This is a genomic window from Nocardiopsis sp. LDBS1602, assembly GCF_035818715.1.
GTDB lineage: Bacteria > Actinomycetota > Actinomycetes > Streptosporangiales > Streptosporangiaceae > Nocardiopsis > Nocardiopsis alba.
Genome location: NZ_JAYLVW010000012.1, coordinates 78,443 through 104,621, shown reverse-complemented (window position 1 = coordinate 104,621; position 26,179 = coordinate 78,443). Strand labels below are relative to the sequence as shown.

General features: G+C 69.6%; 24 protein-coding genes. 10 read left to right on the top strand and 14 right to left on the bottom strand.

What is annotated here, in order from left to right; genetic code table 11:
- Positions 1-191: 191 nt before the first annotated feature.
- The 9 genes from lipA to U9J66_RS24395 all read right to left on the bottom strand — a co-directional run bounded on the left by lipA (position 192) and on the right by U9J66_RS24395 (position 10,872).
- On the bottom strand, positions 192-1,145 hold the full coding sequence (gene lipA, locus U9J66_RS24435; RefSeq protein WP_014910578.1) for a lipoyl synthase: 954 nt from the start codon (positions 1,143-1,145) through the stop codon (positions 192-194).
- 100 nt (positions 1,146-1,245) lie between these two features.
- Complete coding sequence (gene lipB, locus U9J66_RS24430) at positions 1,246-1,947, bottom strand: lipoyl(octanoyl) transferase LipB (RefSeq protein ID WP_014909162.1); 702 nt, start codon at positions 1,945-1,947, stop codon at positions 1,246-1,248.
- Between the two features lie 9 nt (positions 1,948-1,956).
- Positions 1,957-2,889, bottom strand: a complete 933-nt coding sequence (locus tag U9J66_RS24425) for a TIGR01777 family oxidoreductase (protein ID WP_161110198.1) — start codon at positions 2,887-2,889, stop codon at positions 1,957-1,959.
- Positions 2,890-3,173: 284 nt separating this feature from the next.
- On the bottom strand, positions 3,174-3,734 hold the full coding sequence (locus U9J66_RS24420) for an NADPH-dependent FMN reductase (protein WP_326338876.1): 561 nt from the start codon (positions 3,732-3,734) through the stop codon (positions 3,174-3,176).
- Between the two features lie 203 nt (positions 3,735-3,937).
- Entirely contained in the window at positions 3,938-5,635 is a 1,698-nt protein-coding gene (gene sucB, locus U9J66_RS24415) for a 2-oxoglutarate dehydrogenase, E2 component, dihydrolipoamide succinyltransferase (protein WP_326338874.1), read from the bottom strand.
- A 102-nt stretch (positions 5,636-5,737) separates the two neighbouring features.
- The gene (gene lpdA, locus U9J66_RS24410; protein WP_014912445.1) at positions 5,738-7,114 is read right to left on the bottom strand and encodes a dihydrolipoyl dehydrogenase; all 1,377 of its coding nucleotides are present in this window, start codon (positions 7,112-7,114) and stop codon (positions 5,738-5,740) included.
- 136 nt (positions 7,115-7,250) lie between these two features.
- On the bottom strand, positions 7,251-8,759 hold the full coding sequence (locus U9J66_RS24405) for a leucyl aminopeptidase (RefSeq protein WP_161110196.1): 1,509 nt from the start codon (positions 8,757-8,759) through the stop codon (positions 7,251-7,253).
- A gap of 332 nt (positions 8,760-9,091) precedes the next feature.
- The gene (locus U9J66_RS24400; RefSeq protein WP_326338872.1) at positions 9,092-9,883 is read right to left on the bottom strand and encodes an adenosylcobinamide-GDP ribazoletransferase; all 792 of its coding nucleotides are present in this window, start codon (positions 9,881-9,883) and stop codon (positions 9,092-9,094) included.
- Positions 9,880-10,872, bottom strand: a complete 993-nt coding sequence (locus U9J66_RS24395; protein WP_326338886.1) for a bifunctional adenosylcobinamide kinase/adenosylcobinamide-phosphate guanylyltransferase — start codon at positions 10,870-10,872, stop codon at positions 9,880-9,882. Before U9J66_RS24395 ends, U9J66_RS24400 begins: the two co-directional genes overlap by 4 nt.
- Before the next feature lie 208 nt (positions 10,873-11,080).
- On the opposite strand from U9J66_RS24395, the gene U9J66_RS24390 reads away from it, so the two are divergent.
- Positions 11,081-11,284: a hypothetical protein gene (locus tag U9J66_RS24390; RefSeq protein WP_326338871.1), complete on the top strand. Its 204-nt coding sequence runs from the start codon at positions 11,081-11,083 to the stop codon at positions 11,282-11,284.
- 38 nt (positions 11,285-11,322) lie between these two features.
- On the opposite strand, the gene U9J66_RS24385 is transcribed toward U9J66_RS24390, so the two are convergent.
- The 4 genes from U9J66_RS24385 to U9J66_RS24370 form a co-directional block, all read right to left on the bottom strand.
- Positions 11,323-12,876 (bottom strand): serine/threonine-protein kinase, encoded by a 1,554-nt coding sequence (locus U9J66_RS24385; RefSeq protein WP_326338869.1) that lies wholly within the window; start codon positions 12,874-12,876, stop codon positions 11,323-11,325.
- A gap of 8 nt (positions 12,877-12,884) precedes the next feature.
- Positions 12,885-14,567 (bottom strand): serine/threonine-protein kinase, encoded by a 1,683-nt coding sequence (locus U9J66_RS24380; RefSeq protein ID WP_326338868.1) that lies wholly within the window; start codon positions 14,565-14,567, stop codon positions 12,885-12,887.
- 152 nt (positions 14,568-14,719) lie between these two features.
- Positions 14,720-15,727, bottom strand: a complete 1,008-nt coding sequence (locus tag U9J66_RS24375) for an aldo/keto reductase family protein (RefSeq protein ID WP_161110193.1) — start codon at positions 15,725-15,727, stop codon at positions 14,720-14,722.
- A gap of 144 nt (positions 15,728-15,871) precedes the next feature.
- Positions 15,872-16,543, bottom strand: a complete 672-nt coding sequence (locus U9J66_RS24370) for a DUF3043 domain-containing protein (protein ID WP_014913529.1) — start codon at positions 16,541-16,543, stop codon at positions 15,872-15,874.
- A gap of 96 nt (positions 16,544-16,639) precedes the next feature.
- On the opposite strand from U9J66_RS24370, the gene U9J66_RS24365 reads away from it, so the two are divergent.
- The 7 genes from U9J66_RS24365 (at position 16,640) to rpsD (ending at position 22,662) form a co-directional block, all read left to right on the top strand.
- Positions 16,640-17,407, top strand: coding sequence for a PspA/IM30 family protein (locus U9J66_RS24365; protein ID WP_014908714.1), 768 nt, complete (start codon positions 16,640-16,642; stop codon positions 17,405-17,407).
- On the top strand, positions 17,404-17,682 hold the full coding sequence (gene pspAA, locus U9J66_RS24360; protein ID WP_014912099.1) for a PspA-associated protein PspAA: 279 nt from the start codon (positions 17,404-17,406) through the stop codon (positions 17,680-17,682). Before U9J66_RS24365 ends, pspAA begins: the two co-directional genes overlap by 4 nt.
- A 243-nt stretch (positions 17,683-17,925) precedes the next feature.
- A complete protein-coding gene (gene htpX / locus U9J66_RS24355; RefSeq protein ID WP_326338865.1) occupies positions 17,926-18,852 on the top strand; it encodes a zinc metalloprotease HtpX in 927 nt (308 codons plus the stop codon).
- 94 nt (positions 18,853-18,946) lie between these two features.
- Positions 18,947-19,555: a PspA-associated protein PspAB gene (gene pspAB, locus U9J66_RS24350; protein WP_017535107.1), complete on the top strand. Its 609-nt coding sequence runs from the start codon at positions 18,947-18,949 to the stop codon at positions 19,553-19,555.
- Between the two features lie 531 nt (positions 19,556-20,086).
- The gene (locus tag U9J66_RS24345; RefSeq protein ID WP_014911982.1) at positions 20,087-20,437 is read left to right on the top strand and encodes a HesB/IscA family protein; all 351 of its coding nucleotides are present in this window, start codon (positions 20,087-20,089) and stop codon (positions 20,435-20,437) included.
- A gap of 355 nt (positions 20,438-20,792) precedes the next feature.
- Positions 20,793-21,764: a carbohydrate kinase family protein gene (locus tag U9J66_RS24340; protein WP_017535108.1), complete on the top strand. Its 972-nt coding sequence runs from the start codon at positions 20,793-20,795 to the stop codon at positions 21,762-21,764.
- A gap of 286 nt (positions 21,765-22,050) precedes the next feature.
- Complete coding sequence (gene rpsD, locus U9J66_RS24335; RefSeq protein WP_014911417.1) at positions 22,051-22,662, top strand: 30S ribosomal protein S4; 612 nt, start codon at positions 22,051-22,053, stop codon at positions 22,660-22,662.
- Between the two features lie 231 nt (positions 22,663-22,893).
- On the opposite strand, the gene U9J66_RS24330 is transcribed toward rpsD, so the two are convergent.
- Complete coding sequence (locus tag U9J66_RS24330; RefSeq protein WP_014911562.1) at positions 22,894-23,151, bottom strand: sulfurtransferase TusA family protein; 258 nt, start codon at positions 23,149-23,151, stop codon at positions 22,894-22,896.
- Between the two features lie 401 nt (positions 23,152-23,552).
- Here U9J66_RS24330 and ctaC point away from each other — a divergent pair, with 401 nt between their 5' ends.
- The gene (gene ctaC / locus U9J66_RS24325; protein ID WP_435794668.1) at positions 23,553-24,503 is read left to right on the top strand and encodes an aa3-type cytochrome oxidase subunit II; all 951 of its coding nucleotides are present in this window, start codon (positions 23,553-23,555) and stop codon (positions 24,501-24,503) included.
- Positions 24,503-26,179 carry an aa3-type cytochrome oxidase subunit I gene (ctaD, locus tag U9J66_RS24320; RefSeq protein WP_017535110.1) on the top strand — a complete coding sequence of 559 codons (1,677 nt, stop codon included), beginning with the start codon at positions 24,503-24,505 and terminating at the stop codon, positions 26,177-26,179. Before ctaC ends, ctaD begins: the two co-directional genes overlap by 1 nt.

The window sequence follows — 26,179 nt, the reverse complement described above, 5'->3', positions numbered from 1 at the left end:
GTTGATCGGTGGGGAAGGAGATCCCTGAGCTGCCTTGCCTCCTCTTCGCGGTCGACCTTCGATGCGGCGCCTCCCGGCGCCACGAAACGGGCGCCCTGGAACCACCAGGATATGTGTCCGCGCGCCCACATGCGGAACGGTGGCCCGCGGGCCACCGTTCCAGCTTGATCACGACTCGGGTGTATCGATCGTCATGTCCCGTTCGCGGCGGTCGCGGCCTCGGCGTCACGCTTCTCGCGGGCCTGCTTGTACAGCGTTCCCGCTCGGTAGGAGGAACGCACCAGCGGACCGGACATGACACCGGCGAAGCCGATCTCCTCGGCCTCCTTGCCCAGCTCCACGAACTCCTGCGGCTTCACCCAGCGGTCGATCGGGTGGTGCAGCTTGGACGGACGCAGGTACTGGGTGATGGTCAGCAGGTCGCAGCCGGCCTCGTGGAGGTCGCGCATGGCCTCGCTGATCTCCTCACGGGTCTCGCCCATGCCCAGGATCAGGTTCGACTTGGTGACCAGACCGTAGTCGCGCGCCTCGGTGATGACCTTGAGGGAACGCTCGTAGCGGAAGCCCGGACGGATGCGCTTGAAGATCCGCGGCACGGTCTCCACGTTGTGCGCCAGGACCTCCGGGCGCGATCCGAAGACCTCGGCGAGCTGGTCGGGCTCGGCGTTGAAGTCCGGGATCAGCAGCTCGACACCGGTGCCGGGGTTGAGCTCGTGGATCTTGCGGACCGTCTCGGCGTAGAGCCAGGCGCCGCCGTCCTCCAGGTCGTCGCGGGCCACACCGGTGATGGTGGCGTAGCGCAGCTCCATCTTCTGGACGGAGGTGGCGACCTTGAGCGGCTCCATCTTGTCCAGGGCGGTCGGCTTGCCGGTGGCGATCTGGCAGAAGTCGCATCGGCGCGTGCACTGGTCGCCGCCGATGAGGAAGGTGGCCTCGCGGTCCTCCCAGCACTCGTAGATGTTGGGGCAGCCCGCCTCCTGGCAGACGGTGTGCAGGCCCTCACCCTTGACCAGGGACTGGAGCTCGGTGTACTCGGGCCCCATGTGCGCCTTGATCTTGATCCACGGCGGCTTTCTCTCGATGGGGGTCTCGCTGTTACGCGCCTCCACGCGCAGCAGCTTGCGGCCCTCAGGAGCGATGGTCAACGCGAACCCGTTCCCTTCTGTACCCCTGTGACGGGGACCCTCTCGCCCTCGGTTCGGGCATCGTGTCCCGGTGGGGGCTGGCTCATGGTGTGGTCTGTCATCATCGGGCGGTGGCGACGGAGAGCATCCCGGCGCCGTCGGTGTGGCTGTAGTCCGACGCGCCGAGGACATCGGCCAGGTGGCGTTCGAGGCTCGGTCGCACGTCGGCGACGGTGACGGTGCGCCCCAGCTCCCTGGTGAGCGAGGTGACCCCCGCGTCGGTGATCCCGCAAGGGACGATCCGATCGAACCACGACATGTCATTGTCGCAGTTGAGGGCGAATCCGTGCATACCGACCCCGCGGGCGATACGACAGCCGATCGCCGAGATCTTGCGCTCGATCAGACCGCGCTCGGGGTCGGCGTCGAGCCAGACCCCGCTGCGCCCTTCCACCCGCCTGCCGGTCAGGCCGTACTCCGCGATGGTGCGGATGACGGCCTCCTCCAACATGCGAACATAGGCGACCACGTCTATCGGCTGGGCCAGCCGCACGATGGGGTACACCGTGAGCTGTCCGGGGCCGTGCCAGGTGATCTTGCCGCCCCGATCGATGTCCACGACGGGAGCGCCGGGGTCGGTGATGGGACGATCCCACCTCCCGGTGCGCTTGCCCGCCGTGTACACGGGCTCGTGCTCCAGGAGGAGGACGGTGTCGGCCACCTCGTCGGCGACACGACTCTGGTGGAGCCGTTTCTGGAGATCCCAGCCCTGGTGGTAGGGGACGGGAGCATCGCCCAGCCATGCGTAAACGAGATCATTCACACCACCACCTTACGCCCCGGTCGAGGGTCGAGGGTGGGTCAGGATGTCGGAAAGAGCACGATCGACCATGGGGAACGAGAAGGAATACCCGGCCTTCTCCAGACGTTCGGGGTGCGCCCTCAGATCGAGGAGGACGCTCTCCTCGGCCGGCCCTCCCAGGGTCGCGCGCACCAGGGCGGCGGGGATCGGGAGGAGCGCGGGGCGGCCCAGGGCGCGGCCGAGCTCGCGGCAGAAGGCCGCGTTGCCGACGGGCTCGGGGGAGCAGAGGTTCACCGGCCCGGTGAGGTCCGGACGTTCCAGCAGGAAACGGATGGCGCCCACCTGGTCGGTCAGGGAGATCCAGGTCAGGTACTGGTCGCCGGGGCCCAGGCGACGGCCCAGACCCATCCGCTGTAACGGGACCAGGGTCCGCAGCAGCCCGCCCTCGCGGGCCAGGACCAGTCCGGTGCGCAGATGGGCCACCGACATCCCGGCCTCCTCCGCGGGCAGGGTGGCCTCCTCCCAGTCGCGGCACACCCGGGACAGGAAGCCCCGGCCCGGCGGGTGGCCCTCCACGGCCACGGTGCTCCCGGTCCGCCCGTAGTAGTGCACCCCCGAGGCGCTCAGGAGGCGGGGAGGCGGGTGGTCCATGCCCGCCAGGGCCCGGCACAGCTCCCGGGTGAAGTGCGCCCTGCTGCGATGGACGAGCTCGTGTCTGCGACGGGCCCAGGGCCTCGCGACCACGGGGGCGCCCGCCAGATGCACCACCGCGTCCGTTCCCCGTAGGGCCACGGAGTCCACGCGCCCCTGCTCGGCCCGCCACTCGGCCTCCTCCAGGCCCGGGGCCCCTCCGTCGAGGGGAGGTCGGCGTACCAGCCGCACGACCGTGTGCCCGTCCGAGAGGAGGGACGTGGTCAGTGCCCGGCCGATCAGCCCTGTCGCACCCGTGATCGCCACTCGCATGACGAGGGTCTACCCGTTGCCGTCGAGGTCGTTCGAATTTTTCTCCGGCTTTTTCGGTGAAACCTCTGCGGGGAGGGGCCGGGTCTTCTAGGTTGAGGAGTGGGACATGGAACTCCGCGTCATCGCGGAGGCACTGTGGGCGACCATCCGCCGTTCAGGCGGTGGTGCGCCCGACCACAGACCTTTGATGATGGGGATCATCAGGGGATGGTGATTGGTGGGGTAGAAAGGCGGGGCGGTGCCGTTACGGCGCCGCCCCGTCCACCTTTTCCGGCCCTTTTCCGCTAACCGGGGAAGGGGCGGCGATCGCGTGCCTCGCGCAGGGAGAGCGCCCACCACGTCAGTTGGTCCAGCATCTCCGCCACGGCCGCCGCGGCACCCGCGCCGCGTTCCCCCGAGACGGCGCCGTCGGCGAACATCTCCCGGGCGTTGTGCAGGCTCACCGAGGTGCGTACCGAGGTCACGTGCAGTTCGGCGAAGACCGTCCGCAACTGCTCCACCGCGCGCAGGCCGCCCGACATGCCCCCGTAGGAGACGAAGGCGACCGGCTTGGCGAACCACTCCCGGCGGGCGGAGTCGATGGCGCTCTTCAACGGTCCCGGATAGCCGTGGTTGTACTCCGGGGTGACCACGACGAAGCCGTCGGCGGCCGCCACCGAGGCGGAGAAGAGCTCCGAAGGGGTGCCGTGCCCGTCGCCCCGGTGCTCGGCCACGTCCAGGACGTCGATCTCCACACCGGGACGGGCCGTCAGCAGGTCGAGGAACCAGGAGGAGACGCGGAGCCCCGTACGCCCTCGATGGTCGCCTCCCAGGACGACCGCGATTCGAAGGTTCTCTCGATACATGGGGGTCCTTTGCCGGTGGGACGCTCGCTGTGGACGTACCCTGCCACGTTAGAACCTGGAGTTCGGTTGAGGTCAACCGGGTGCGAGGAGACCCCGGCCACTCCGGACGGTGGATCCCGTACGTACACGAAAGGGCCCGGCCCGGGTACCACGGACGGTACCCGGGCCGGGCCCGGCTCACACGGAGCGGATCGAGGCCCTGATCAGGCCAGACCGAGCTCGCTCTCGAAGGCGCCCTCCTCCAGACGGGCCTTGACCGTCTGGAGGAAGCGGCCGGCGTCGGCGCTGTCGATCAGACGGTGGTCGTGGGCCATCGACAGGTAGACCATCGACCGGACCGCGATGACCTCGCCGCCCATGGCGGAGTCCTCGACCACGACCGGGCGCTTGACGACCGCGCCCGCGCCCAGGATCGCGACCTGGGGCTGGTTGATGATCGGGGTGCCGAACAGGGCGCCGGTGTGGCCGGTGTCGGTGATGGTGAAGGTACCGCCGACCAGCTCGTCCGGGCTCAGAACGGCGGTGTGGGCCCGCTCGGTCAGGTCGGTGATGGTCCGGGCCAGACCGCCCAGGTTCAGCGAACCGGCGTCCTTGACGACCGGGGCGAGCAGACCGCGCTCGGTGTCCACCGAGATCGCCAGGTTCTCGATGTCGTGGTAGGTCACCGTCTGGGCCTGGCTGTCGATCACCGCGTTGACCTCGGGGTGGGCCTTGAGGGCCTCCACCGCGGCCAGCGCGAAGAACGGGAAGAAGTCCAGGTCCACGCCCTCACGCTTGGTGAAGTCGGCCGCGGCCTGGGTGCGCAGGCGCGCGATCTTGGTGACGTCGACCTCGATGACCTGGGTGGTCGTGGCGGAGACGTGCAGCGACTCCACCATGCGGTCGGCGATGGACAGACGCAGACGCGTCAGCTTCTCGGTGCGCCCGCGCAGCGACGTGTCCGAGCCGGTCCGGCGCGGAGCGGCGGCGGCCGAGCTCCGTGCCTCGGCGGCCTTGAGCACGTCCTGCTTGCGGATGCGACCGCCCACGCCGGTGCCGGTGACACGGCTCAGGTCGACACGGTGCTCGCCGGCGAGCTTGCGGACCAGCGGGGTCACGTAGGCCTCGGTCACGGCGTCGGTGCCGGAGGCGCGACCGGTTCCGCTCAGCGTCTCGACGTCCACGGACGGGCCCCCCTCGGAGTCCTGCTCCTGTGCGGCGGGAGCAGGCGTGGCCGGGGCGGGGGCGCTCGTGGGCTTCGGGGCGGCCGGAGCGGGAGCGGACTCGGCGGGAGCGGCGGGAGCGGAGGCGGAGCCGCCGATCAGGGCGATACGGGCGCCGATCTCCACCGTCTCGTCCTCGGCCACCAGGATCTCGGTGAGCACACCGGCGACCGGGGACGGGATCTCGGTGTCCACCTTGTCGGTGGAGACCTCGAGCAGCGGCTCGTCCACCTCGACGGTGTCGCCCACGCTCTTGAGCCACTGGGTGACGGTCCCCTCGGTGACGCTCTCACCCAGGGCGGGCATGTCCACCGGAGTACCGGTGCCCGTGGCCGCGGGGCTCGCGGGAGCGGGCTCGGGCGTGGGGGCGGGCTCCTCGGCGGCCGGGGCGGGCTCGGGCTCGGCCTCCGGCTCGGGAGCGGCGGCGGGCTCGGGCTCGGCCGGCGCGTCGGCGGACTCGCCCTCGCCACCGATGATCGCGATCTCCGCGCCGATCTCCACGGTGTCGTCCTCGTCGACGAGGATCTTGGTGAGTACACCGGACACCGGGGACGGGATCTCGGTGTCCACCTTGTCGGTGGAGACCTCAAGGAGCGGCTCGTCTACCTCGACGGTGTCGCCCACGTTCTTCAGCCACTGGGTGACGGTCCCCTCGGTGACGCTCTCACCCAGGGCGGGCATGGAAACGGAAGTCGGCATGGGTTCCTCGTTGGATCTGGGCGCGGATACCTGCCCAAGCCTTGATGGGCAGCGCGGATGTGTGCGGGGGCGGGCCCTGGAGCCCGCCCCCTGGTGAAGCGATCAGTCGTGGACGTGGAGGGGCTTGCCCGCCAGCGCGAGGTGCGCCTCGCCCAACGCCTCCGACTGGCTCGGGTGCGGGTGGATCAGCTGGGCCACCTCGGAGGGCAGGGCCTCCCAGTTGTAGATCAGCTGTCCCTCGGCGATGAGCTCGCCGACGCGGCTGCCGACCATGTGGACGCCCAGAACGGGGCCGTCCTTCTCGGCGATGACCTTGACCGCGCCCTGGGTCTGCAGGATCTGGCTCTTGCCGTTACCCGCGAGGTTGTAGTTCATCTCGACGACGTCGTAACCGCGCTCCTTGGCGACCTGGGTGGTCAGACCGACGGAGGCGACCTCGGGCTCACAGTAGGTGACCCGGGGGACGCCGTCGTAGTCGATCGCCGGCGGGTTCTGCCCGGCGATCTGCTCGGCGACGAAGATGCCCTCGGCGAAGCCGACGTGGGCCAGCTGGAGGGTCGGGATCAGGTCGCCGACGGCGTAGATGTTCCCGACACCGGTGTGCAGGTTCTCGTCGACCTTGACGAAGCCGCGGTCGAGGGTGATGCCCTGCTCCTCGTAGCCCAGGCCCTCGGAGACCGGGCCGCGGCCGATGGCGACCAGCAGGACCTCGGCCTCCAGGGTCTTGCCGCCCTGGAGGGTGACGACCACGCCGGAGTCGGTGGTCTTGACCGACTCGAAGGGGGTGCCCAGCTCGGCCTTGATCTTCCGCTTGCGGAAGGCCCGCTCCAGCAGCTTGGAGCTGGACTCCTCCTCGACGGGGACCAGGTGCTTGAGGGCCTCGACGATGGTGACGTCGGCGCCGTAGGAGCGCCACACGCTGGCGAACTCCACACCGATCACACCGCCGCCCAGGACGATGACGGACTCGGGGACGCGGTTCAGGCCGAGGGCCTGGTCGCTGGTCATGACCTTGTCGCCGTCGATCTCCAGGCCCAGGGTCTTGGGCTTGGAGCCGGTCGCCAGGAGGATGTTCTTCCCCTTGTAGACCTTGCCGTCGACGGTCACCTCGTCCTTGCCGGTGAGCTTGCCCTCACCCTCGACGACGGTGATCTTGCGGGACTTGATCAGCCCGCTCAGGCCCTTGTGCAGGCCACCGATGACCTTGTCCTTGTACTTGTGGACGGCCTCGATGTCGATGCCCTCGAAGGAGGCCTTGACGCCGAAGTTCTCGCTCTCCTTGGCGGAGTCGGCGACCTCGGCCGAGTGCAGGAGGGCCTTGGTGGGGATGCAGCCGCGGTGCAGGCAGGTGCCGCCGAGCTTGTCTTTCTCGATCAGGACGACGCTCATGTCCAGCTCGGCCGCGCGCAGCGCCGCCGCATAGCCGCCACTGCCGCCGCCAAGGACGACGAGGTCGAAGGTACCGCCGCTCTCACTCACGGGAACGAACTCCTAAATCAGGTGGCTGATGGTGGTGGGTACCACGGTCGGTCGAGGTCGGGGACGCCCGGACACCGAATCCGTGGTGGGCCGAGGCGGGCGGCGCCGAAGGCTCGATCGGCGCCGCCCCGGACGACTACTTGCCCGCGTAGTCCTCGGCGATGCGGACGAGGGTGCGGGTACCCGCACCCGTGGCGCCCTTGGGGGTATAGCCGTGCGGGCCGCCCTGGTTGAAGGAGGGCCCGGCGACGTCGAGGTGGGCCCACTTGTTGCCCTCCTCGATGAACTCCTGGAGGAAGAGACCGGCGGACAGCATGCCGCCTCCGGTCGCGTTCGAGATGTTCGCGATGTCGGCGATCGCGGAGTCGAGCCCGGAGCGCATCTCGCTCGGGAGCGGCATCGGCCAGGAGGCCTCGCCCTCGGCGGTGGCCGAGGAGACGATCTCCTCGCGGACGGTGTCGTCGTTGGACATGACCGCGAAGACGCGGGAGCCCAGGGCGACGATCTGCGCGCCCGTGAGGGTGGCGATGTCCACGACCAGGTCCGGCTCGTCCTCCTGAGCGCGGACCAGGGCGTCGGCCATGACCAGACGGCCCTCGGCGTCGGTGTTGAGGACCTCGACGGTCTTGCCGCCGTAGATGCTCAGCACGTCGGAGGGGCGCTGGGCGGTGCCGCTGGGCATGTTCTCGGCGACGGCCAGGTAGCCGACGACGTTCACCTTCAGGCCCAGGGCGGCGATGGCGCGCAGAGCGGAGAGCACCGAGGCGGCGCCGCTCATGTCGGACTTCATCCAGTCCATCGAGCCCGCGGGCTTGAGGGACAGACCGCCGGAGTCGAAGGTGATGCCCTTACCGACGAAGGCGACCTTCTTGGTGGCCTCGGGGTGGCTGTAGGCCAGCCGGACCAGACGGGGCGGGTTCACCGAACCCTGACCGACGCCGGTCAGACCGCCGTAGCCGCCCTCGGCCAGGGCGCGCTCGTCCAGGACCTCGATCTCCAGGCCGGCCTGTTCGGCGACCTGCTGCGCGACCGAGGCCAGGTCCTCGGGGACCAGGTCGGCCGGGGCGGTGTTGACGAGGTCGCGGGTGAGGGAGACGGCGTCGGCCAGGACACCGGCGCGCTCGGCGGCCTCGGAGGCGCCGTCGGCCTCGCTGATCAGGGTCAGCGTGGTCTCGGTGTCCTTGGCGGCCTTCTCACCGGTGCGGTAGCGGTCGAAGGAGTAGGAACCGAGTCGGGCACCCAGGGCCACGGCGCCGACCTGGTCGGCGGTGGTGGCGGGCAGGGCCAGGACGACACGGCCCGCGCCCTCGGGGCGCGAGCTCAGCGAACGCAGCGCGGCGCCGGCCGCGCGGGACAGCGCGTCGGTGTCGACGGAGCCGTCGGCGGACGCCGGGCCGAGACCGACCGCGACGACGACCGGGGCCTGGACGGCCCCGAGGGAGGCAAGGGTGTGCACCTCCTCGAGGGCGCCGCTCGCTCCCAGGAGCGACAGGGTCGTGCCGAGGCCACCGGAGAAGGCGGCGTCGACGGTATGAGCGCCCGATGCGGGCTCCGGGGCGTCGCCTCCGGAGTGGTAACCGACGACAACGGCGTCGGCGTCGAGCGAACTGGGGGACTCCGTGTTTACTGACAACGTCGTGCTCACGTCCCCGATGCTAGTCCTCCCTGTGCCCCGGCGGCGACGTGGCGCCCCGTGGGGCCGACGGGCCCGGTGCGGCCCATGGCGACCCCGGGCGACGTGGACCGCCCCTCGGTGGGGTGGGGCCCGGCCGCGTGATGAGGGGCCTGTGGTCGCTGGTGGGGGGTGTCGTGCGGGTTCCGGCACGTGAGGGCGCGTTGCCCATGGCGAACCGCTGTGAAACTCCGTGTGAAAAAATGTGATGATGGCTACATTGGGTTCCGGGTCGGGTTACCGGTCGGTAGGAAAGTCCTGGTGGCACTCTCGGGTGATCAGGGGCACCCTCGGTCCCACGTCGATCACAGATGGGAGGCGACCGCGACCATCACCAGGAGGGCCGTCGTGACGGCGGTCTCGACCAGAGCGCCCAGGACGTCCCCGGTGATACCGCCCAGCCGCCGCACCGCGTGCCACAGCACGAGACCGGCCGCGACGAGGCCGACCACGACCCCGGCCGCACAGGCCAGCGCGAACCCGGGGGAGTGGAACAGGCCCAGAGCGCACACCGCCACCAGACCCAGGGAACAGACCAGGGCCGCCGGAGGACGCACGGTCCCGGCCACGAAGGCGCCCAACCCGTCCGGACGGGCCGAGGGGACCCCGCGCAGACACGCCAGCGTCGCCGCCGTCCGACCGGCCGCACCCGCCACCAGGGCCCCCACCACCACCGCCCGAGGGGAGAGCTCGGCCAACCCCGCCAGGGCCAGGACCTGGGCGCCCACCGCGACCAACAGGGTCAGCACCCCGAACGGGCCGATATCGGAACGGCGCATCACCTCCAGCGAACGCTCGGCCGAACGTCCACTCCCCAGACCGTCGGCCAGATCCGCCAGACCGTCCAGATGCAGTCCCCGGGTCGCCAACGCGCCCAGACCGGTCGCGAGCAAGGCGGACAACGGCGCCGACCAGCCCAGCCACAGACCGGCCGCGGTGGCCGCGCCGATCAGCGCGCCCAGAGCCCCACCCAGGACAGGGGCCCAACGCATCGCCCAGCCGGCCACCGCGCGATCGACCCGCTCCACCCGGACCGGCCAGACGGTGAACGTGCCCACCGCCATCCGCGCGCCCGCCACGGCGTCGGAGACGCTCATCGAAGCTCCACCACGCGTCCGGCCACGGTCAGGACCACGTCCTCGGACTCGGCCCCGGCCCACTGGTTCAGCAGCCCCAGGTGGTCCTGGAAGAGGCGTCCGGCCCTGGTCGCAGGCACGACCCCCGAGCCCACCTCGTTGGTCACCGCCACCACGTAGGCCGACGTGGCGCGCCAGGCCTCCAACAGCTCGTGGACGGCGGTCTCCACACGCTCCTCCGCGTCCCGGGTCGGCTCCTCCTCCCACAGACCGCACTCGCCCATCACCCAGGTGAGCCAGGTGCCCAGACAATCGACCAGGACGGCGCCCCGCTCCCGACGCAACAGCCCGGCCAGGTCGGTGGTCCGCTCGGTCCGCCACCACCAGGGACGCCGCTCGATGTGGCGGGCGACCCGCGCGGCCCACTCGGGATCGACCTCCGGGTCGGCGGCGGGGCCGGTCGCCGCGTACACCACCGTCGGTTCGGCCAACAGTCGCAGCTCGGCCTCGGTCGACTTGCCCGAACGGGCGCCCCCGGTCACCAGCGTCCGATGCGGTCCTCGCGGTCGGGGCTCGGGCCACACCGACGGCGGACAGGTCATCACGGTGCCGTCGCCCGGAGCCAGAGCGCCCCACAGGCGGGCGCGCCGGGCGAACTCCTCGGGAGAACGGACCCGATGGTCGCCGCCGACCGCCACCACCGCCGTGGTCACGCCGATCACCCCCGAGCGGCGCAGCTCGCCGATGACCTCCGGGCGCTGTACGGCGTCCACGATGACCATGTCCACCTGCTGCTCCGGGGCGGAGGAATAGGTGGAGGACGCGTCGGAAGGGGCCTCGGCCGGCGGAGCCTCCGGAGTCGGACCCGGTCCGGAACGGGCGTACAGCAGACGGCCGCCGTCGGGCGCCTCCACCAGCACTCCGTGCGAGGTGGACGTGACCGTGTAACCGGGCGGCACCGGTCCCGCGGTGCCGGAGTCCCGGATCCGGAACCGGTCGTCGACGGTCACCCTCAGCGGCAGACGGCGTTCCGCGTGGGCCTTGTTGCAAGAGGAACAGGTGCACTGCGGCGCCGGCCAGCCCGCTTGTCCCGCTGTCCCCAGAAATCGGATACGCACCCGAAAGAGTAAACAGCATCTCGGGCCAAGGCTTGGTTAAGCTCGGCCACGGGATCTCGACGAGTGTCCCCGTGGAACCGGCGACGAAGGGCGGTCGAACATGGCATGGACATGGCGGTACCACGAGGCCGGTGGTGCTCCGGTGGAGACGACGGGCCTGCCCGAGGAGTCGTTCACCTCGCGTGGCGACGCCGAGAGTTGGCTGGGTGAGAACTGGTCCGAGCTGGCCGAGGCCGGCGTGGGCACGGTCGCCCTCCTGGAGGAGGACCGCGAGGTCTACACGATGCCCCTGGGCGCCGAGTAGGTAGGGCGGGGCGCCGCGCCGCGGAGCCGACGCGGCGCTCAGGCCCCCTGCGCGTGGTCGACCGCGATCTCGGCCAGGCAGGTGTCGAAGTCCAAGGAGAACGCCCCGTCCTCCGCGTCGTAACAGAGTCCCACGGGCTGGGCGCCCGATACATGGGGTTCATACCGCTCGCGGTCGCCGAAGACCAAGAGTCCACGCGGTGGTGCGTCGGCGAAGGTCAGGGTGACCTCGCGGGTGTCGAAGTCGATCTCATCCGCCGGTGGTCGGGAGCCGGTCTCCTCGAACTCCGCGTCCGGAGTGAGGATGGTGAACGACCCGGGGATGAAACTCGCGTCGCGGGCGGGCATCCCGCCTCCGGTCATGGTGAACGCGACCCCGGGCGGTTCGGTCACGGAAACGCTCTGAGGACTTGCCGAATAGAAGTTGCGCCCTTCGGAACTCCAGAACGTGTGGGAGCCGTCCTCATCCAGGGTCACCTCCGTGTACAAGCTCAGATTGACCCCGTCGGCCACCGCTTCGGGTGGGTCCCAGGTCGGTTCTTCCAGTTGCTCCGCTGTGTCGTCCGTGCTGGGCACGGGGTTCTCGGTAGTGGAAGAGAGCAACCCTGCGACCGCCCCCAGAGCCACTATGGCGATGACCGCGCCGGCGGCCGCTGTGACGCTTCTACGGCGGCGACGGCTTGCCCCTGAGGAGAAGGCGGGCTCGGGTACCTGAGCCCGAACGCCGGTCCAGGTACGCGCCAACAACGCCTCGACCGGTTCGGTCGGGCTCAGGGCACGTACCACCTCGTCGGCGGAGGGACGGCGCTCCGGGTCCGGGTCCAAAGCCCGCTCGACCAGAGGGAGCACGTCCTCGGGCAGTCCACGCGGTTCCGGGGCGGTGCGGGAGATCCGATAGGCCGAAACCTCCCCGGGGCCCTCCCCGAAGGGGGCGGCACCGGTCGCCGCGTACGCCACCAGACAACCCCACCCGAACAGGTCGGCGGCGGGGCTCGGGTCGCCTCCCTCGTACAATTCCGGTGCGATCCACCCCGGGGTACCGACGAGGCCGCCCGTCCGGGTCAGGGCGGTCTCATCGAGAGGGCGCGCGATCCCCAGGTCGAGCACCCGGGGTCCACCGGGAGAGATCATGACGTTGGCGGGCTTGAGATCGCGGTGCACGACCCCGTTCCGGTGTATGTCGGCCAGAGCCGAGGCCACCCCCGCCGCCAGACCGGGGAGGAGCACACGAGGCAGCGGGCCGCGGGAACGGACCAGATCTCCCAGGTCCGAGCCGAGGACGTATTCGGTCGCCAGCCACGGGCGGTCCGACTCCAGGTCACTACCGAGCACGGCGGGGACACGGGGGCCGACGATCCTGGACGCCATCTCGACCTCACGGGCGAACCGGGCCCTGAAGTCGGGATCGGACGCCAGACGGGGGTGGACGACCTTCACCGAGACCACCCGCCCGTCCCCGGCCCGACCGGCGTACACGGTGCCCATACCGCCCGCGCCGATCCGGCCGATCAGCGTGTAGGGCCCGATCCTTCGAGGGTCGTCGGGGTGGAGCCGACGAAATCGCGGGGGAGGGTGCGATGGGGGGTGGTTCATGTTTCCTCTCAGCAGTACGCGCCCAGGCCGGTGAACATGGCTTCGCTCGCTTCCCCCTCAGCCCCGGGGTCGGCGCACAGATGGGTGCCCCAGGCGGGCGTGTCCTCATGGCCGGGGCCCCAGGCGGTTCCCGGTCGAGGCAGGTAGTGGAGGTATGCGGAGTCGGGTATCTCGGCGCGTAGGTCGAACTCCGTGACCGGGTCGTCGGGGGTGAGCAGGACCGGCTCGTCCGCGGTCGACAGTGAGTATTCGATGTATCCGGGGGAGTCGGGGCCGGACCGACTCGGATCGACCGACGCGTCGACTCCGTACATGAGAAAGTCGGACAGGTGGATGGCGAAGGCTCCGTCATCGGGAAGGAATTCGGCGGTGATGGTGATGTGGAACTCTCCCTTGTCACTCGGCGGGGTGTTCCGGCCGAAGTCCAAGACCACCTCGATCGACTCCGTGCCCTCCCCGGGCACGCTTGCTCCGGGCGGAGCGCTCAGCCCCACCTCTCCGGGGTCGGGCTTCACGTAATCCCCCTCCAGTGCGTTGTACACGGTCAGCCGACTGCCCTGGTTGGATGCCACGGCCAGAGCGGGCAGATAGCGGTCGGCGTTGGCCTCGGTGAGGATCTCCTCGGTGGTGGGCTCCTCCTCGGAGGTCTCCGGGGGCCGCGCGTCCTGGTCGAGCCACCGGGCTCCGCCCCAGCCCAGGCCGGCGACCAGGACCAGAGAGCCGACCGCGGCCGCCACGAGTCCACCCCGGCGCCTTCGCCGGAGTCGTGGGCCGTCGGCCGCCCACGCGGGGGTCCGCCGCTCCACGGGGGCCACCCAGGTACGGGCCAGGACCCGGGGAAGGACCTGGGTGGCGTCGACGACCGTCTCCGCCCGCTCACCCGACAGGCGGACCACCGCCCTCATCAGATGTTCGGCCGTGGGGCGTTCGGCGCGCTCCTTGGCCAGAGCGGCGTCCACCCAGGGCAGCAACCCCTCGGGAACCCCCTCGGTGTCCGCGGGGTGTTCGATGATCCGTGCCGCCACCGCCTGCGGGGTGCCTCGGCCGAAGGGCGGTCGACCGGTGGCCGCGTAGGAGACCAGAGAGCCCCAGACGAACACGTCCCCGGCGGTCGAGGGAGCACCTCCGTGGAAGATCTCCGGTGGCACCCAGCCCGGGGTGCCGAGGGCCTGACCGGTACGGGTGATCCCACTGGAGTCGATGGCCCGGGCGATACCGAAGTCCAGCACCTTGGGGCCGTTCGGGGACAGGATCACGTTGCCCGGCTTCAGGTCCCGGTGGACGACCCCTCGGGAGTGGATCATCGTCAGGGCCTCGGCGATCCCTGCCGCGAAGGCGATCAGGGCGTCCCCGGCGAGGGGACCGTGTTCGCGCACATGGCGGCCGAGGGTGGGCCCTTGGACGAACTCGATCGCCAGCCAGGGGAGGACCGCCCGGGTATCGGCGTCGAGGAAACCCGGAACACAATGTCCGGTCACGGTGCGGACGAGTTCCACCTCGCGGGCGAAGCGGGCTCGGAAGACGTGGTCGGCGGCGAATTCGCGGTGCACGGTCTTGACGGCGGCGGGCCGTCCCGTCGGGTCCGTGGCGGCGTAGACCGTTCCCATCCCACCGGCGCCCAGGCGTCCGTGTACTCGGAACGATCCGATGCGGCGCGGGTCCGTGGGAAGGAGAGGGGCGGGGGAGGACATGGGGCCTTTCACGTGGTGGCCCTCATTCTCCGAGCGCGCGCGGGCGCGGGGCAAGGGCCCGAGGTCGGCCTGACCGCATCCGGTCATGGGCTCCGGACACGGCGGGGCCCGGCGGTCGTGACGGCCGCCGGGCCCCGATGCGTTCGGCCCCTCTAGAGGAGGCGGACGTTCTCCGGGCTCTTGGTGAGCGCCGGGTCGCGCTGGACGCTGTCGCCGAGGATCTCGTCGATCCGGCTCATGAGCGCGGGGTCGAGACGGACCCCGGCCGCGCGGACGTTGCTCTCCACCTGCTCGGGCCGGGAGGCGCCGATGATCGCGGCGGACACGTTGGCGTTCTGGAGGACCCAGGCCACGGCGAGCTGGGAGAGGGTGAGACCGGCCTCGGCCGCCAGCGGCTCCAGCAGTTGGACCCGCTCCAGCAGGACCCGGTCCGAGACCTTGTCGGCGAGGAACTTCTCGCTCTTGGGATCACTGGCCCGCGAACCGGCGGGGAGCTCCGCGCCCGGCTTGTACTTGCCGGTCAGGACGCCGCCGGCGATCGGGGACCACACGATCTGACCGATGCCCTCGCGCTCGGAGAGCGGGACGACCTCCGACTCGATGACCCGCCAGAGCATGTTGTACTGCGGCTGGCTGGAGACGATCCGGTCGAAGCCCATCTCGTCCGCGATCCTCAGGGCCCGCTCGATCTCCTCGGCGCGCCACTCCGAGACACCGATGTAGAGGGCCTTGCCCTGCCGGACCAGGTCCTCGAAGGCCCGCATCGTCTCTTCGAGCGGGGTGGTGTGGTCGAACCGGTGCGCCTGGTACAGGTCCAGGTAGTCGGTGCCCAGACGGCGCAGGGAGTCCTCGCAGCCGCGGATGATGTGCTTGCGGGACAGGCCCTTGTCGTTCTTCCCGTCGCCCATGGGCCAGAAGACCTTGGAGAAGATCTCCAGACCGTCGCGCCGCTCGCCCTTCAGAGCGCGACCGAGGACCTCCTCGGCCTTGCCCCGGGCGTAGACGTCGGCGGTGTCGAAGGTGGTGATGCCCGCGTCGAGCGCCGCGCGGACGCAGGAGACGGCGGTGTCCTCCTCCACCTGGGAACCGTGGGTGATCCAGTTCCCGTAGGCGATCTCGCTGATGATCAGGCCGGTGCTGCCCAGATGCCGAAATTCCATGTCGAGCACTCTAGTCGGCGGGGCCCGGAACGGGCTGTGGCGACCCCGGCCGGAGGGAGCGCTCCCAACGGACGTCGAGAGTGAGGGGCCGGCACGGGAACCGGCCCCGCTCACATCGGACGTACGGGGATGGGGAGGTGGTGCTCAGCGCGCGCTCTTCGGGGTGGGGTCCTCGCCCACCTTGACGCGCGGCTTGGGCAGACGCAGACGACGGAACTGGAGCTGGCGCATGGCGGCGTACATGCCGATGCCCCGCAGCAGCTCGTCGTTGGGGAAGTACTCGGTGGCGCGCTTCTTCACGGTGCGGCCCACGAGGACGCCCTCGGCGATGATCGTGACCATCATCAGAGGCCAGATCACGTACGCGACCCCCACCTGGAAGGTCGGGTTGTTCACGAAGAGCAGCAGGATGATCAGGATCGAGAACGGCAGGAAGAACTCGCTGGCGCTGCGGCGCGAATCGATGAAGTCGCGGGCGTAGGCGCGGGCCGGGCTCAGGTCCTGGGGCCGGAAGTGACGGGCGTCCTCACCCTTCGGTGCGCCGGGAACGGAACGCGCGACGCCTTTGGAACGTTGGCGATCGAGACGGTCCCGGTAGGCGCGGTAGGCCTCCTTCCGTGTCTCGGGGGCCTTCACCGGTCGGCGCGGGGAGGTTTCGGATTCCCTGCGCTTAGGGGTGGGCACACCCTTCTTGGGGGTATATCCCTTAGGTTGGGTGGCCTCAGAGGCCTCAGGGCTGGCGGATTCGGCGGAGGCCGAATCCGTGGCTGCGGAAGCGGAGCGACGTCGGAACACACCCTCAGGGTAGCCGGTCATAGCTTTATGGCGACCGCGGGCCAGACCGCGTAGGGTTGGGCAAAGCGCCCGCTGGGAACAGCCGATGTACGCACCGAGAAGGGGACGGCCACGCCAATGAGCGTGTTTCAGCGACTTTCGATGATCTTCAAGTCCAAGGCCAACAAGGCCTTGGACTCCGTCGAGGACCCCAGGGAGACCCTCGACTACTCGTACCAGAAACAGCTCGAACTGCTGCAGAAGGTGCGTCGCGGTGTCGCCGACGTCGCGACCTCCCGCAAGCGGGTCGAGCTCCAGATCCAGCAGCTCGAACAGCAGTCCTCCAAGCTGGAGAACCAGAGCCGGGCCGCCCTGACCCAGGGGCGTGAGGACCTCGCTCGCGAGGCCCTCACCCGTCGCTCCGGTCTGACCGGTCAGATCGAGGGCCTGCGCGAGCAGCACGCCAACCTCCAGGGCGAGGAGCAGAAGCTCACGATGGCCGCCCAGCGCCTACAGGCGAAGGTCGACGCCTTCCGTACGCGCAAGGAGACCATCAAGGCGACCTACACCGCCGCCCAGGCCCAGACGCAGATCAGCGAGGCCTTCTCGGGTATCTCCGAGGAGATGGGCGACGTCGGCATGGCCGTGCAGCGCGCGGAGGACAAGACCGCCGAGATGCAGGCCCGCGCCGGCGCGGTCGACGAGCTGCTGGCCTCCGGCGCCCTCGACGACGTCACGGGCACCGGCCCCAAGGACGACATCCAGAGCGAGCTGGACCGTATGGCCAGCACCACCGGCGTCGAGGCCGAGCTGGAGCGCATGAAGCTCGAACTGGGCGGTGGCGGTTCCTCCACCCCGCAGCAGATCGAGGGTGGCAACGGTTCGGGTAACCGGGAGGGCCAGTGATCGTCCGCATCATGGGTGAGGGTCAGGTGGACCTGACCGACGCCGACCTGGACCTGCTCAACTCCTTCGACGCCGCCCTCGAGGAGGCGATCGAGTCCGGGGACGAGGACAGGTTCCGCAAGGCCCTGCACGACCTTCTGGAGCGGGTGCGCGAGGACGGCAGGCCCCTGCCTCCGGACTCCCTGGAGCCCTCCGAGTTCATCCTGCCGCACGCTGAGGCGGGCATGGACGAGGTGCGCAAGATGCTTCAGGACGACGGGCTCATCCCGGGCTGAACGTCCCCCTCGGGCCGTCACCTCCCGTCCGGGTGAGCCCCCGAATCAGACGCGGACCCCGGTCCGGGGTATCGCGTCCGGTGCCTGCGCGCGCTTTCTCCATCGCGGCCGCCGTGATCCCTCACGGTGGCCGCGACGTGTGTCACGGAACACGGAGGCGTGGGAACACGCGGTGACCCGCTTTAACCCGATTCTCACCTGCGCGAACTACACTCCGAACCACGCATCGGGGGAGGAAACGCCGTGGCAGGTTCGAAATTCCGTCCGGACCGGGGGCTGACCGCCCGGATGGTCACGACCATGTTCCTTCTGGTCCTGGTCTACGTCGCCTTCATCGTCGGTCTGGTCCTGGCGGGGCTCAACATCTGGCTCGTGATCGTCCTCGTCGCCGCCTTCGCGCTCTTCTCCTACTTCTCCTCCGACAAGATCGCCATGTTCTCGATGGGGGCCAAGGAGGTCACCCCTCAGCAGGCGCCCGAACTGCACGCTCTGGTCGACCGGCTGTGCGCCATGGCCGACATGCCCAAACCGCGGGTGGGCATCGCCGACACCGACGTGCCCAACGCCTTCGCCACCGGACACAACGAGAAGTCCGCCGTCATCTGCGTGACCACCGGTCTGATGCGCCGTCTGGAGGGGCCCGAGCTGGAGGCGGTCCTCGCCCACGAGCTCTCCCACGTCGCCCACCGCGACGTCACGGTCATGACCATCGCCGGTTTCCTCGGCATCGTCGCGGGCTTCCTCACCCAGGCCGGACTGCGTTTCGCGATGTTCGCCGGTCCCGCCGGCGGCCGCGGCAACAACAACGGTCCGGCCCCCGCGGTGGTCGCCCTGTTGGTGGTCCTGGTGAGCGCCGTGGCCTGGGCGTTGAGCTTCCTGCTCACCCGGGCCCTGTCCCGCTACCGTGAGTTGTCCGCCGACCGTGCCGCCGCCTACCTCACCGGGCGCCCCTCGATGCTGGGCAGCGCGCTGTCCAAGATCACCGGGGACATGGCCCGCATCCCGACCCGGGACCTGCGTCAGGTCGAGCCCTTCAACGCCTTCTTCTTCGCCCCGGCCTTCGCGAAGAAGGGGTTCAGCATGAACCAGCTGATCGCCACCCACCCCCCGGTCGAACAGCGCCTGGCCCAGCTCTCCGACATCTCCCGACAGCTCGGTCGAGGGGCCTGACGGGGCTCGGGCCCATCCGGCCCCGTTCCCTCCGGGACGGTGTCCACGACGCCTCCGGCTCCTCCGGACGGCACTCTCACCCGGAAAGGACATCATGAGCTTCTGGCGTTCACTTCTGGGGCGCTCCAAGCCGGTCCAACCCGACCTGGACGCGCTCTTCGGTCTGCCCTCGGCGGCCCTGACGCTGCGCGCCGGGGCGGGGCTGACCCCGACCGGAACGGGGTCGGTGGCCTTCCGCGCGGCCGAGGGGGCGGCCTTCGCCGACGTCGAACGCGACGTCACCGCCCTGTTGGACGCCGGTGACGGACCCCCGGTCGAACAGCGCACCGACGACTACGGCTACACCTGGCTGGTGGTGCGGGGCGGTGCTCCGACGGAGGGCGGGGAGTCCGGAGGGGAGCTCGTGGACACCGACATCACGGGCCTGGTCACCGATCTGCACGCGGTCAACTCCACGCTGGAGGCCAACGGCTACGGTCCCTCGCTGTTGTGCTCCCTGGTGGGGTTCGGCGACGGCTCCGGGCGCCGGGTCGGGCTGGTCTACCTCTACAAGCGCGGCACCTTCTACCCCTTCGCCCCGGCGGGAGGTCAGCGGCGCGACAACGCGCTGGAACTCCAGGTGGAGGCGGCGTTGGGGGACGATCTGCCGATGGAGCGGGACCGTTCGCGTTGGTTCCCGGTCTACGGGGCCCCGGGACTCTGATGCGCCCCACCCGATTCTTTTCTTTCGCGATGCGAGAGAAGATGTTCGTTATGCGAATTTTCTGCCCTTAGGCCCTGGCGGAACGAGGATGTGAGGCCGCACACTGGATCCACGTGTGTCAGGCCCGTTCCGGGGCCCGACGCCCCTCGGCGCCCTCGTGCGACCACCGGGGCGCCGACCCCGGAACACGGCCCCGCCCCGGCCCTCACCCGGGACGGGGCCGAGGCCGACCACCAGGTCGCGGGGGTGGACCGGTCGAGAACGGGACGCTCCGGGACGGACGTTCGTGGAGATGGCATCGGGGCCGGGGACAAATTACCCTGGTGTCCACGGGCACATCCGTACGTCGTCGAGGGCACGGACGCACCGTGCGCCGCGGCGGCGGGGCGAACACGGCGGTCGGAAGGTGGAATGCTCCACCGGGCCCCGGTGTTGGCACCCGTTGAGGAGGACAGGACCCTTCGGGGTCCGCCTCGCCGACGACCGAGGGCGCCAGGCGGCCGCAACCCCTTTCCAGAGGAGCTTTACAACATGACGGTTCAGACCGAGGACACCGCGCAGGGAGTCATCCTGACCGACGAGGCGGCCGACAAGGTCCGCTCCCTCCTGGACCAGGAGGGCCGTGACGACCTGCGCCTGCGTGTGGGCGTCCAGCCCGGGGGTTGCTCGGGGCTGCGCTACCAGCTCTACTTCGACGAACGCGACCTCGACGGCGACATCATCGCCGACTTCAACGGGGTCCAGGTCGTCACCGACCGCAAGAGCGCCGCCTACCTGACCGGGGCCACCATCGACTTCGTCGACACCATCGAGAAGCAGGGCTTCACCATCGACAACCCGATGGCCACCGGCTCCTGCGCCTGCGGCGACTCCTTCAACTGAGCGTTCCCACGGGCCGCGCGGCGGTCGGTGGACCCGGGGGTGGGGGGGGGGGGGGGGCCACCCCCCCCCCCCCCCCCCCGGGGGGGGGGGGGGGGGGGCGGGGGGCCCCCCCCCCCCCCGGGGGGGGGGGGGGGGGGGGGGGCCGGGGGGGGGGGGGGGGTGTCCCCCCCCCCCCCCCACCCCTCCCGTTTCCGGGGGAAGGACGGGGAGAGGTCCCGAACGCCCGAGGATTGGGGGCACGGTGCTCTGGGTACCCTTGGCAGGTCCGAACGGGCACGTCCTCGCCCGTCCTCGACGGCTCGGTCGGCTCGTCCCGAGCGTCACACCCCTTCCCCTAGCAAGGAGACAACGTCCCGTGCGTATCGCGGTTGCCGGATCCATCGCCACCGACCACCTCATGTCCTTCGAGGGCAGGTTCGCCGAGCAGATCATCCCCGAGCAGATCCAGCAGTTGTCCCTCTCCTTCCTCATCGACGAGCTCGACGTACGCCGCGGCGGCGTCGCGGCCAACATCTGCTTCGGCCTGGGCGGGTTCGGTCTGAACCCGGTCCTGGTCGGCGCCGCGGGGGAGGACTTCGAGGACTACCGGGCCTGGCTCGACCGCCACGGCGTCGACACCTCCGCCGTCCGTATCTCCGAGATCCGCCACACGGCCCGGTTCGTCTGCACCACCGACCGCGACCAGAACCAGATCGCCTCCTTCTACGCGGGCGCCATGGCCGAGGCCCGCAACATCGAGATCCAGCCGATCGCGGACCGTCTCGGCGGACTCGACCTGGTGTTGATCGGCGCCGACGACCCGGCCGCCATGGTCCGGCACAGCGAGGAGTGCCGGACGCGCGGCATCCCCTTCGCCGCCGACCCCTCCCAGCAGCTCGCCCGGATGGAGGGCCCGCAGGTGCGCGGCCTCATCGAGGGCGCCTCCTTCCTGTTCTCCAACGAGTACGAGAAGGCCCTGGCCGAGCAGAAGACCGAGTGGTCGGACGCCGAGATCCTGTCCAAGGTCGGCACCCGTATCACCACGCTGGGCCCCAAGGGCGCGCGGATCGACCGTGAGGGCGAGCCCTCCATCCAGGTCCCGGCCGCCGCCGTGGACGAACTGGTCGACCCCACCGGCATGGGCGACGCCTTCCGCGCCGGCTTCCTGGCCGCCCACTCCTGGGGGCTGTCCCTGGAGCGCGCCGCGCAGGTCGGCAACGCCACCGCCGTGCACTGCCTGGAGGCCGACGGCCCGCAGGAGTACACGCTCACCGCGGCCTCCCTGCTGGAGCGCGTCGAGCGTTCCTACGGCTCCGAGGCCGCCGACGAGGTGCGTCCCCACCTGTGACCGGCGTGGCCGCCCCGACCCGAGAACCCCGTCTCTGGTCGGGGTGGTGCCCCGGACCCCGTAGAGTGGATGGCCGTGACCCGTGCGGGGAGACCCGCACCGCCCCGGTGCGCTGAAACGCGTGCCGGTTCATTCGCCCGAGCCGTCCGTGCAGGGTCGCGCACGACGGTGGGGAACCCGCTCTGAACGCCCGTCCGACGGGCGCGGGGCCCGGGCGCGTCCAGCGCCTCCCAGATCTAGGCAAGCCTTACCTGGGATTCCCTGATTCACCCTGAAAGGACTATGCATGCGCTACACCGGACCGAAGGTGCGGTTGTCCCGGCGCGCCGGCACCCCGCTGACCCGTAAGGCGGTCAGCTACTTCGAGAAGCGTCCGTACCCGCCCGGTGAGCACGGCCGTCGTGTTCGTCGCAACAGCAGCGACTTCGCCGTCCGTCAGGCGGAGAAGCAGAAGGTGCGCTGGTACTACGACCTGACCGAGAAGCAGCTCGTCCGCGTCTACGAGAACTCCAAGAAGCGCGCCGGTCGTACCGGTGAGGAGATGCTCGCCGAGCTGGAGCTGCGTCTGGCCACGGTCGTCCTGCGCGCCGGTCTGGCCGCGTCGATCTACGCCGCCCGTCAGTTCGTGAACCACGGCCACATCACCGTGGACGGCAAGAAGGTCGACATCCCGTCGTACCAGGTCAAGCCGGGCCAGATCATCGGTGTTCGGGAGAAGTCCCGCAACATGGTGCCGTTCGTCGAGGCCGCCGAGGGCGTCCACGCCGACGACAAGATCGCCGGTTACCTCGCCGTCAGCCACAAGGACCTGCGCGTCGCGGTCATCGACCGCCCCAAGCGCGAGCAGATCCCGGTGCCCTTCGACGAGCAGCTCGTCGTCGAGTTCTACGCTCGCTAGAACACCTGCCACGTCGTGGGTCGGAACTCTTTCTCGGAGCCCGGCCCCCTCGTGGACGAGGCCGCGCGGACCCAGGTCCGCGCGGCCTTCGCCTTGCCCGTGGCCGCCGCCGGATCCCCTCCGGCCCGGCCGCGGACGTGTCACGCCACTCCCGAAGAAAGGGATGGCGGGGATCGTTATCGCAATGGAACCGAAACCCCGACCTCCGGTCCTGGGCACACCATCGAGTGGTCAGTACATCCTGCGGATGTGAAAAGCACTACCCCGATCCAGGGGGTGCTCGGCGACGAACTCGTGCATCTTCATCCGGCACCATGCCGGTATGTCCGCACTCGCGGCCGGGTCGTCCGCGGTGACCGCGATGACCGCCCCGATAGGCACTTCGTGCAGTCGGGCGGCCAGCATGATGATCGGGATCGGGCACTTTCGGCCCACCGCCTCCACGGTGACCCGAGGCCCCTGACCGATCGGTCGCTCGGACACTTCCACCCCCGTTGGTTGTCGTCCCGTGTCCTGATCTTGACCTGGGGTGCGCGAAAAGGCGCACCCGGTTAAGGGTGCCGTAAATCCAGCGATACGCTCGCCTTAGTCTCGAGCCGAGTACGCGCGCATCACCGCCGGAGGCGGGGTGCACGGGTCTCGACCCGAGGGCCCGGGGGAACGCCGGGCCGCGCCTCGCAGCCAGCCGGAGGATGTCCCTCGGGGGCGGCCTGGCCCGGCTCCGCGAGGGATGTCGAGCGTTCCGCGAGGGCTCGTCTGGCAACACGCTGACCAGGCAAGCCCATGAACGGCACGTCGAACGGTTCGCGATAATGTTTCCCCCTGACAAGCTTTGGATACTTAGGCCGCCCGTGGAGGATCCACGGGCTTCACCGCTGGGAAGGCAATCCGTGAGTCCGACCCGCCAAAAAAATCGGCGCTCAACACTGCGCCGATGGGCACCACGCGGCGCCGCGCTCGCCGTGCTGGGGCTGGCCGCGACCGGCTGCGCGTCGAACGATCTCGCTCGTTTGGGCATGCCGGAGCCGATCACCGAGCAGGCCGAGCGTGTTCTCTCGCTCTGGCAGGGCTCGTGGGTCGCTGCTTTCGCGGTCGGCATTCTCGTGTGGGGACTGTTCATCTGGACGATCCTCTTCCACCGCAAGCGCTCTGAGCAGTTGCCGCCGCAGGTGCGGTACAACATGCCCATCGAAGCGCTCTACACCGTGCTGCCGATCGTCATCATCTCGGTGCTCTTCTTCTTCACCGCGCGAGACCAGGCCTACCTGCTCGACACCGAAGAGCCCGCCGACGTCCACGTTGAGGTCGTGGCCTTCCAATGGGCCTGGCAGTTCAACTACATGGACGACACCAAGGAGAACGGTGGCGAGGTGCTCTTCTCCGAGGTTGGTATCCCCAACCCGGACGGCACCACCGACCCCGAGACCCAGACGACCCTCGTGCTTCCCGAGGACTCCGTCGTCCACTTCGACCTCTACTCTCCCGACGTCATCCACTCGTTCTGGATCCCGGCGTTCGGTTTCAAGATGGACGTCGTCCCCGGTCGCGACAACTCCTTCCAGGTCAACCTGAACGAGGGCACCGCGGACACCTACATCGGACGTTGTGCCGAGCTGTGCGGCGTGGACCACACCCGCATGCTCTTCAACGTCGAGGTCCTGCCTCAGGACGAGTACGAGGCCTGGGCCGCCGAACAGCAGCAGGCTGCGGCGGACGAGGCCGAGCAGCGGCAGGCCGCCGCTGACGAGGCGTCCGAGGCTCAGGGCGCCGAGGACACCGAGGCGGAAGACACCGAGGCGCAGGACGCCGAGGAGAATGACGCCGAGGAGAATGACGAGTAATGACCACGACGACCACCGACGCACCGCGTACCGACGGTCAGGCACCGTCGCGTAAGGGTTCGATCATCGTCAACTGGTTGACGTCGACCGACCACAAGGTCATCGGGTACATGTACCTGATCACCTCGTTCGCGTTCTTCCTCATCGGCGGCGTGATGGCGCTGCTGATGCGTCTGGAACTGTTCGCACCGGGCAAGCAGATCATGTCCAACGAACTGTTCAACCAGATGTTCACGATGCACGGCACCATCATGCTGCTGATGTTCGCGACCCCGCTCTTCATCGGGTTCTCGAACATCCTCATGCCGTTGCAGATCGGCGCCCCCGATGTGGCCTTCCCCAGGATCAACCTGTTCGGCTACTACCTGTACCTGTTCGGCAGCCTCATCGCCGTCAGCGGCTTCCTGACCCCGGGCGGCGCCGCCAGCTTCGGCTGGTTCGCCTACACCCCGCTGTCCGACGCGGTCCGTTCCCCGGGCCTGGGCGGCGACCTGTGGATCCTGGGCCTGGCCGTGTCCGGTCTGGGCACGATCCTCGGCGCGGTCAACTTCATCACCACCGGTCTGTGCATGCGCGCGCCCGGTATGACGATGTTCCGCATGCCGATCTTCACCTGGAACACCCTGCTCACCAGCGTTCTGGTGCTGCTGGCCTTCCCGGTCCTGACCGCCGCGCTGATCGCCCTGGGCGCCGACCGCATCGTCGGTACACAGGTCTTCAACGCCGAACACGGTGGCGCCATCCTGTGGCAGCACCTGTTCTGGTTCTTCGGTCACCCCGAGGTGTACATCATCGCCCTGCCGTTCTTCGGCATCGCGACGGAGATCCTGCCGGTGTTCAGCCGCAAGCCGATCTTCGGTTACAAGAGCCTCGTGGCCGCCACCATCGCCATCGCGGGCCTGTCGATCACCGTGTGGGCGCACCACATGTTCCCGACCGGTGCCGTGCTGCTGCCGTTCTTCTCCTTCATGACGTTCCTCATCGCGGTCCCGACCGGTGTGAAGTTCTTCAACTGGATCGGCACGATGTGGCGGGGGCAGCTCACCTTCGAGACGCCGATGCTGTTCACGATCGGCTTCCTGGTCACCTTCCTCTTCGGTGGTCTGACCGGTGTGCTCCTGGCCTCTCCGCCCATCGACTTCCACGTCACCGACTCCTACTTCGTGGTGGCGCACTTCCACTACGTCGTGTTCGGCACCGTGGTGTTCGCGATGTTCGCGGGCTTCTACTTCTGGTGGCCCAAGTTCACCGGAAAGATGCTCAACGAGAAGCTGGGCAAGTTCCACTTCTGGCTGCTCTTCCTGGGCTTCCACGGCACCTTCCTGGTGCAGCACTGGCTGGGCGCCGCGGGCTTCCCGCGTCGCTACGCCGACTACCTGCCCACCGACGGCTTCACCGAGCTGAACCAGATCTCCTCGATCTCGTCCTTCGTGCTCGCCGCCTCGACGCTCATCTTCTTCTGGAACATGTACATCACCGCGAAGAAGGCGCCGATGGTCAACGTGGACGACCCGTGGGGCTACGGCTGCTCGCTGGAATGGGCCACCTCGTGCCCGCCGCCGCGACACAACTTCACGTCGCTGCCGCGGATCCGGTCCGAGCGTCCGGCCTTCGACCTCAACCACCCGCACGCCGCGGCACCCGGTGCCGTCGCCGCGGGCGCCGAGAAGAAGTAG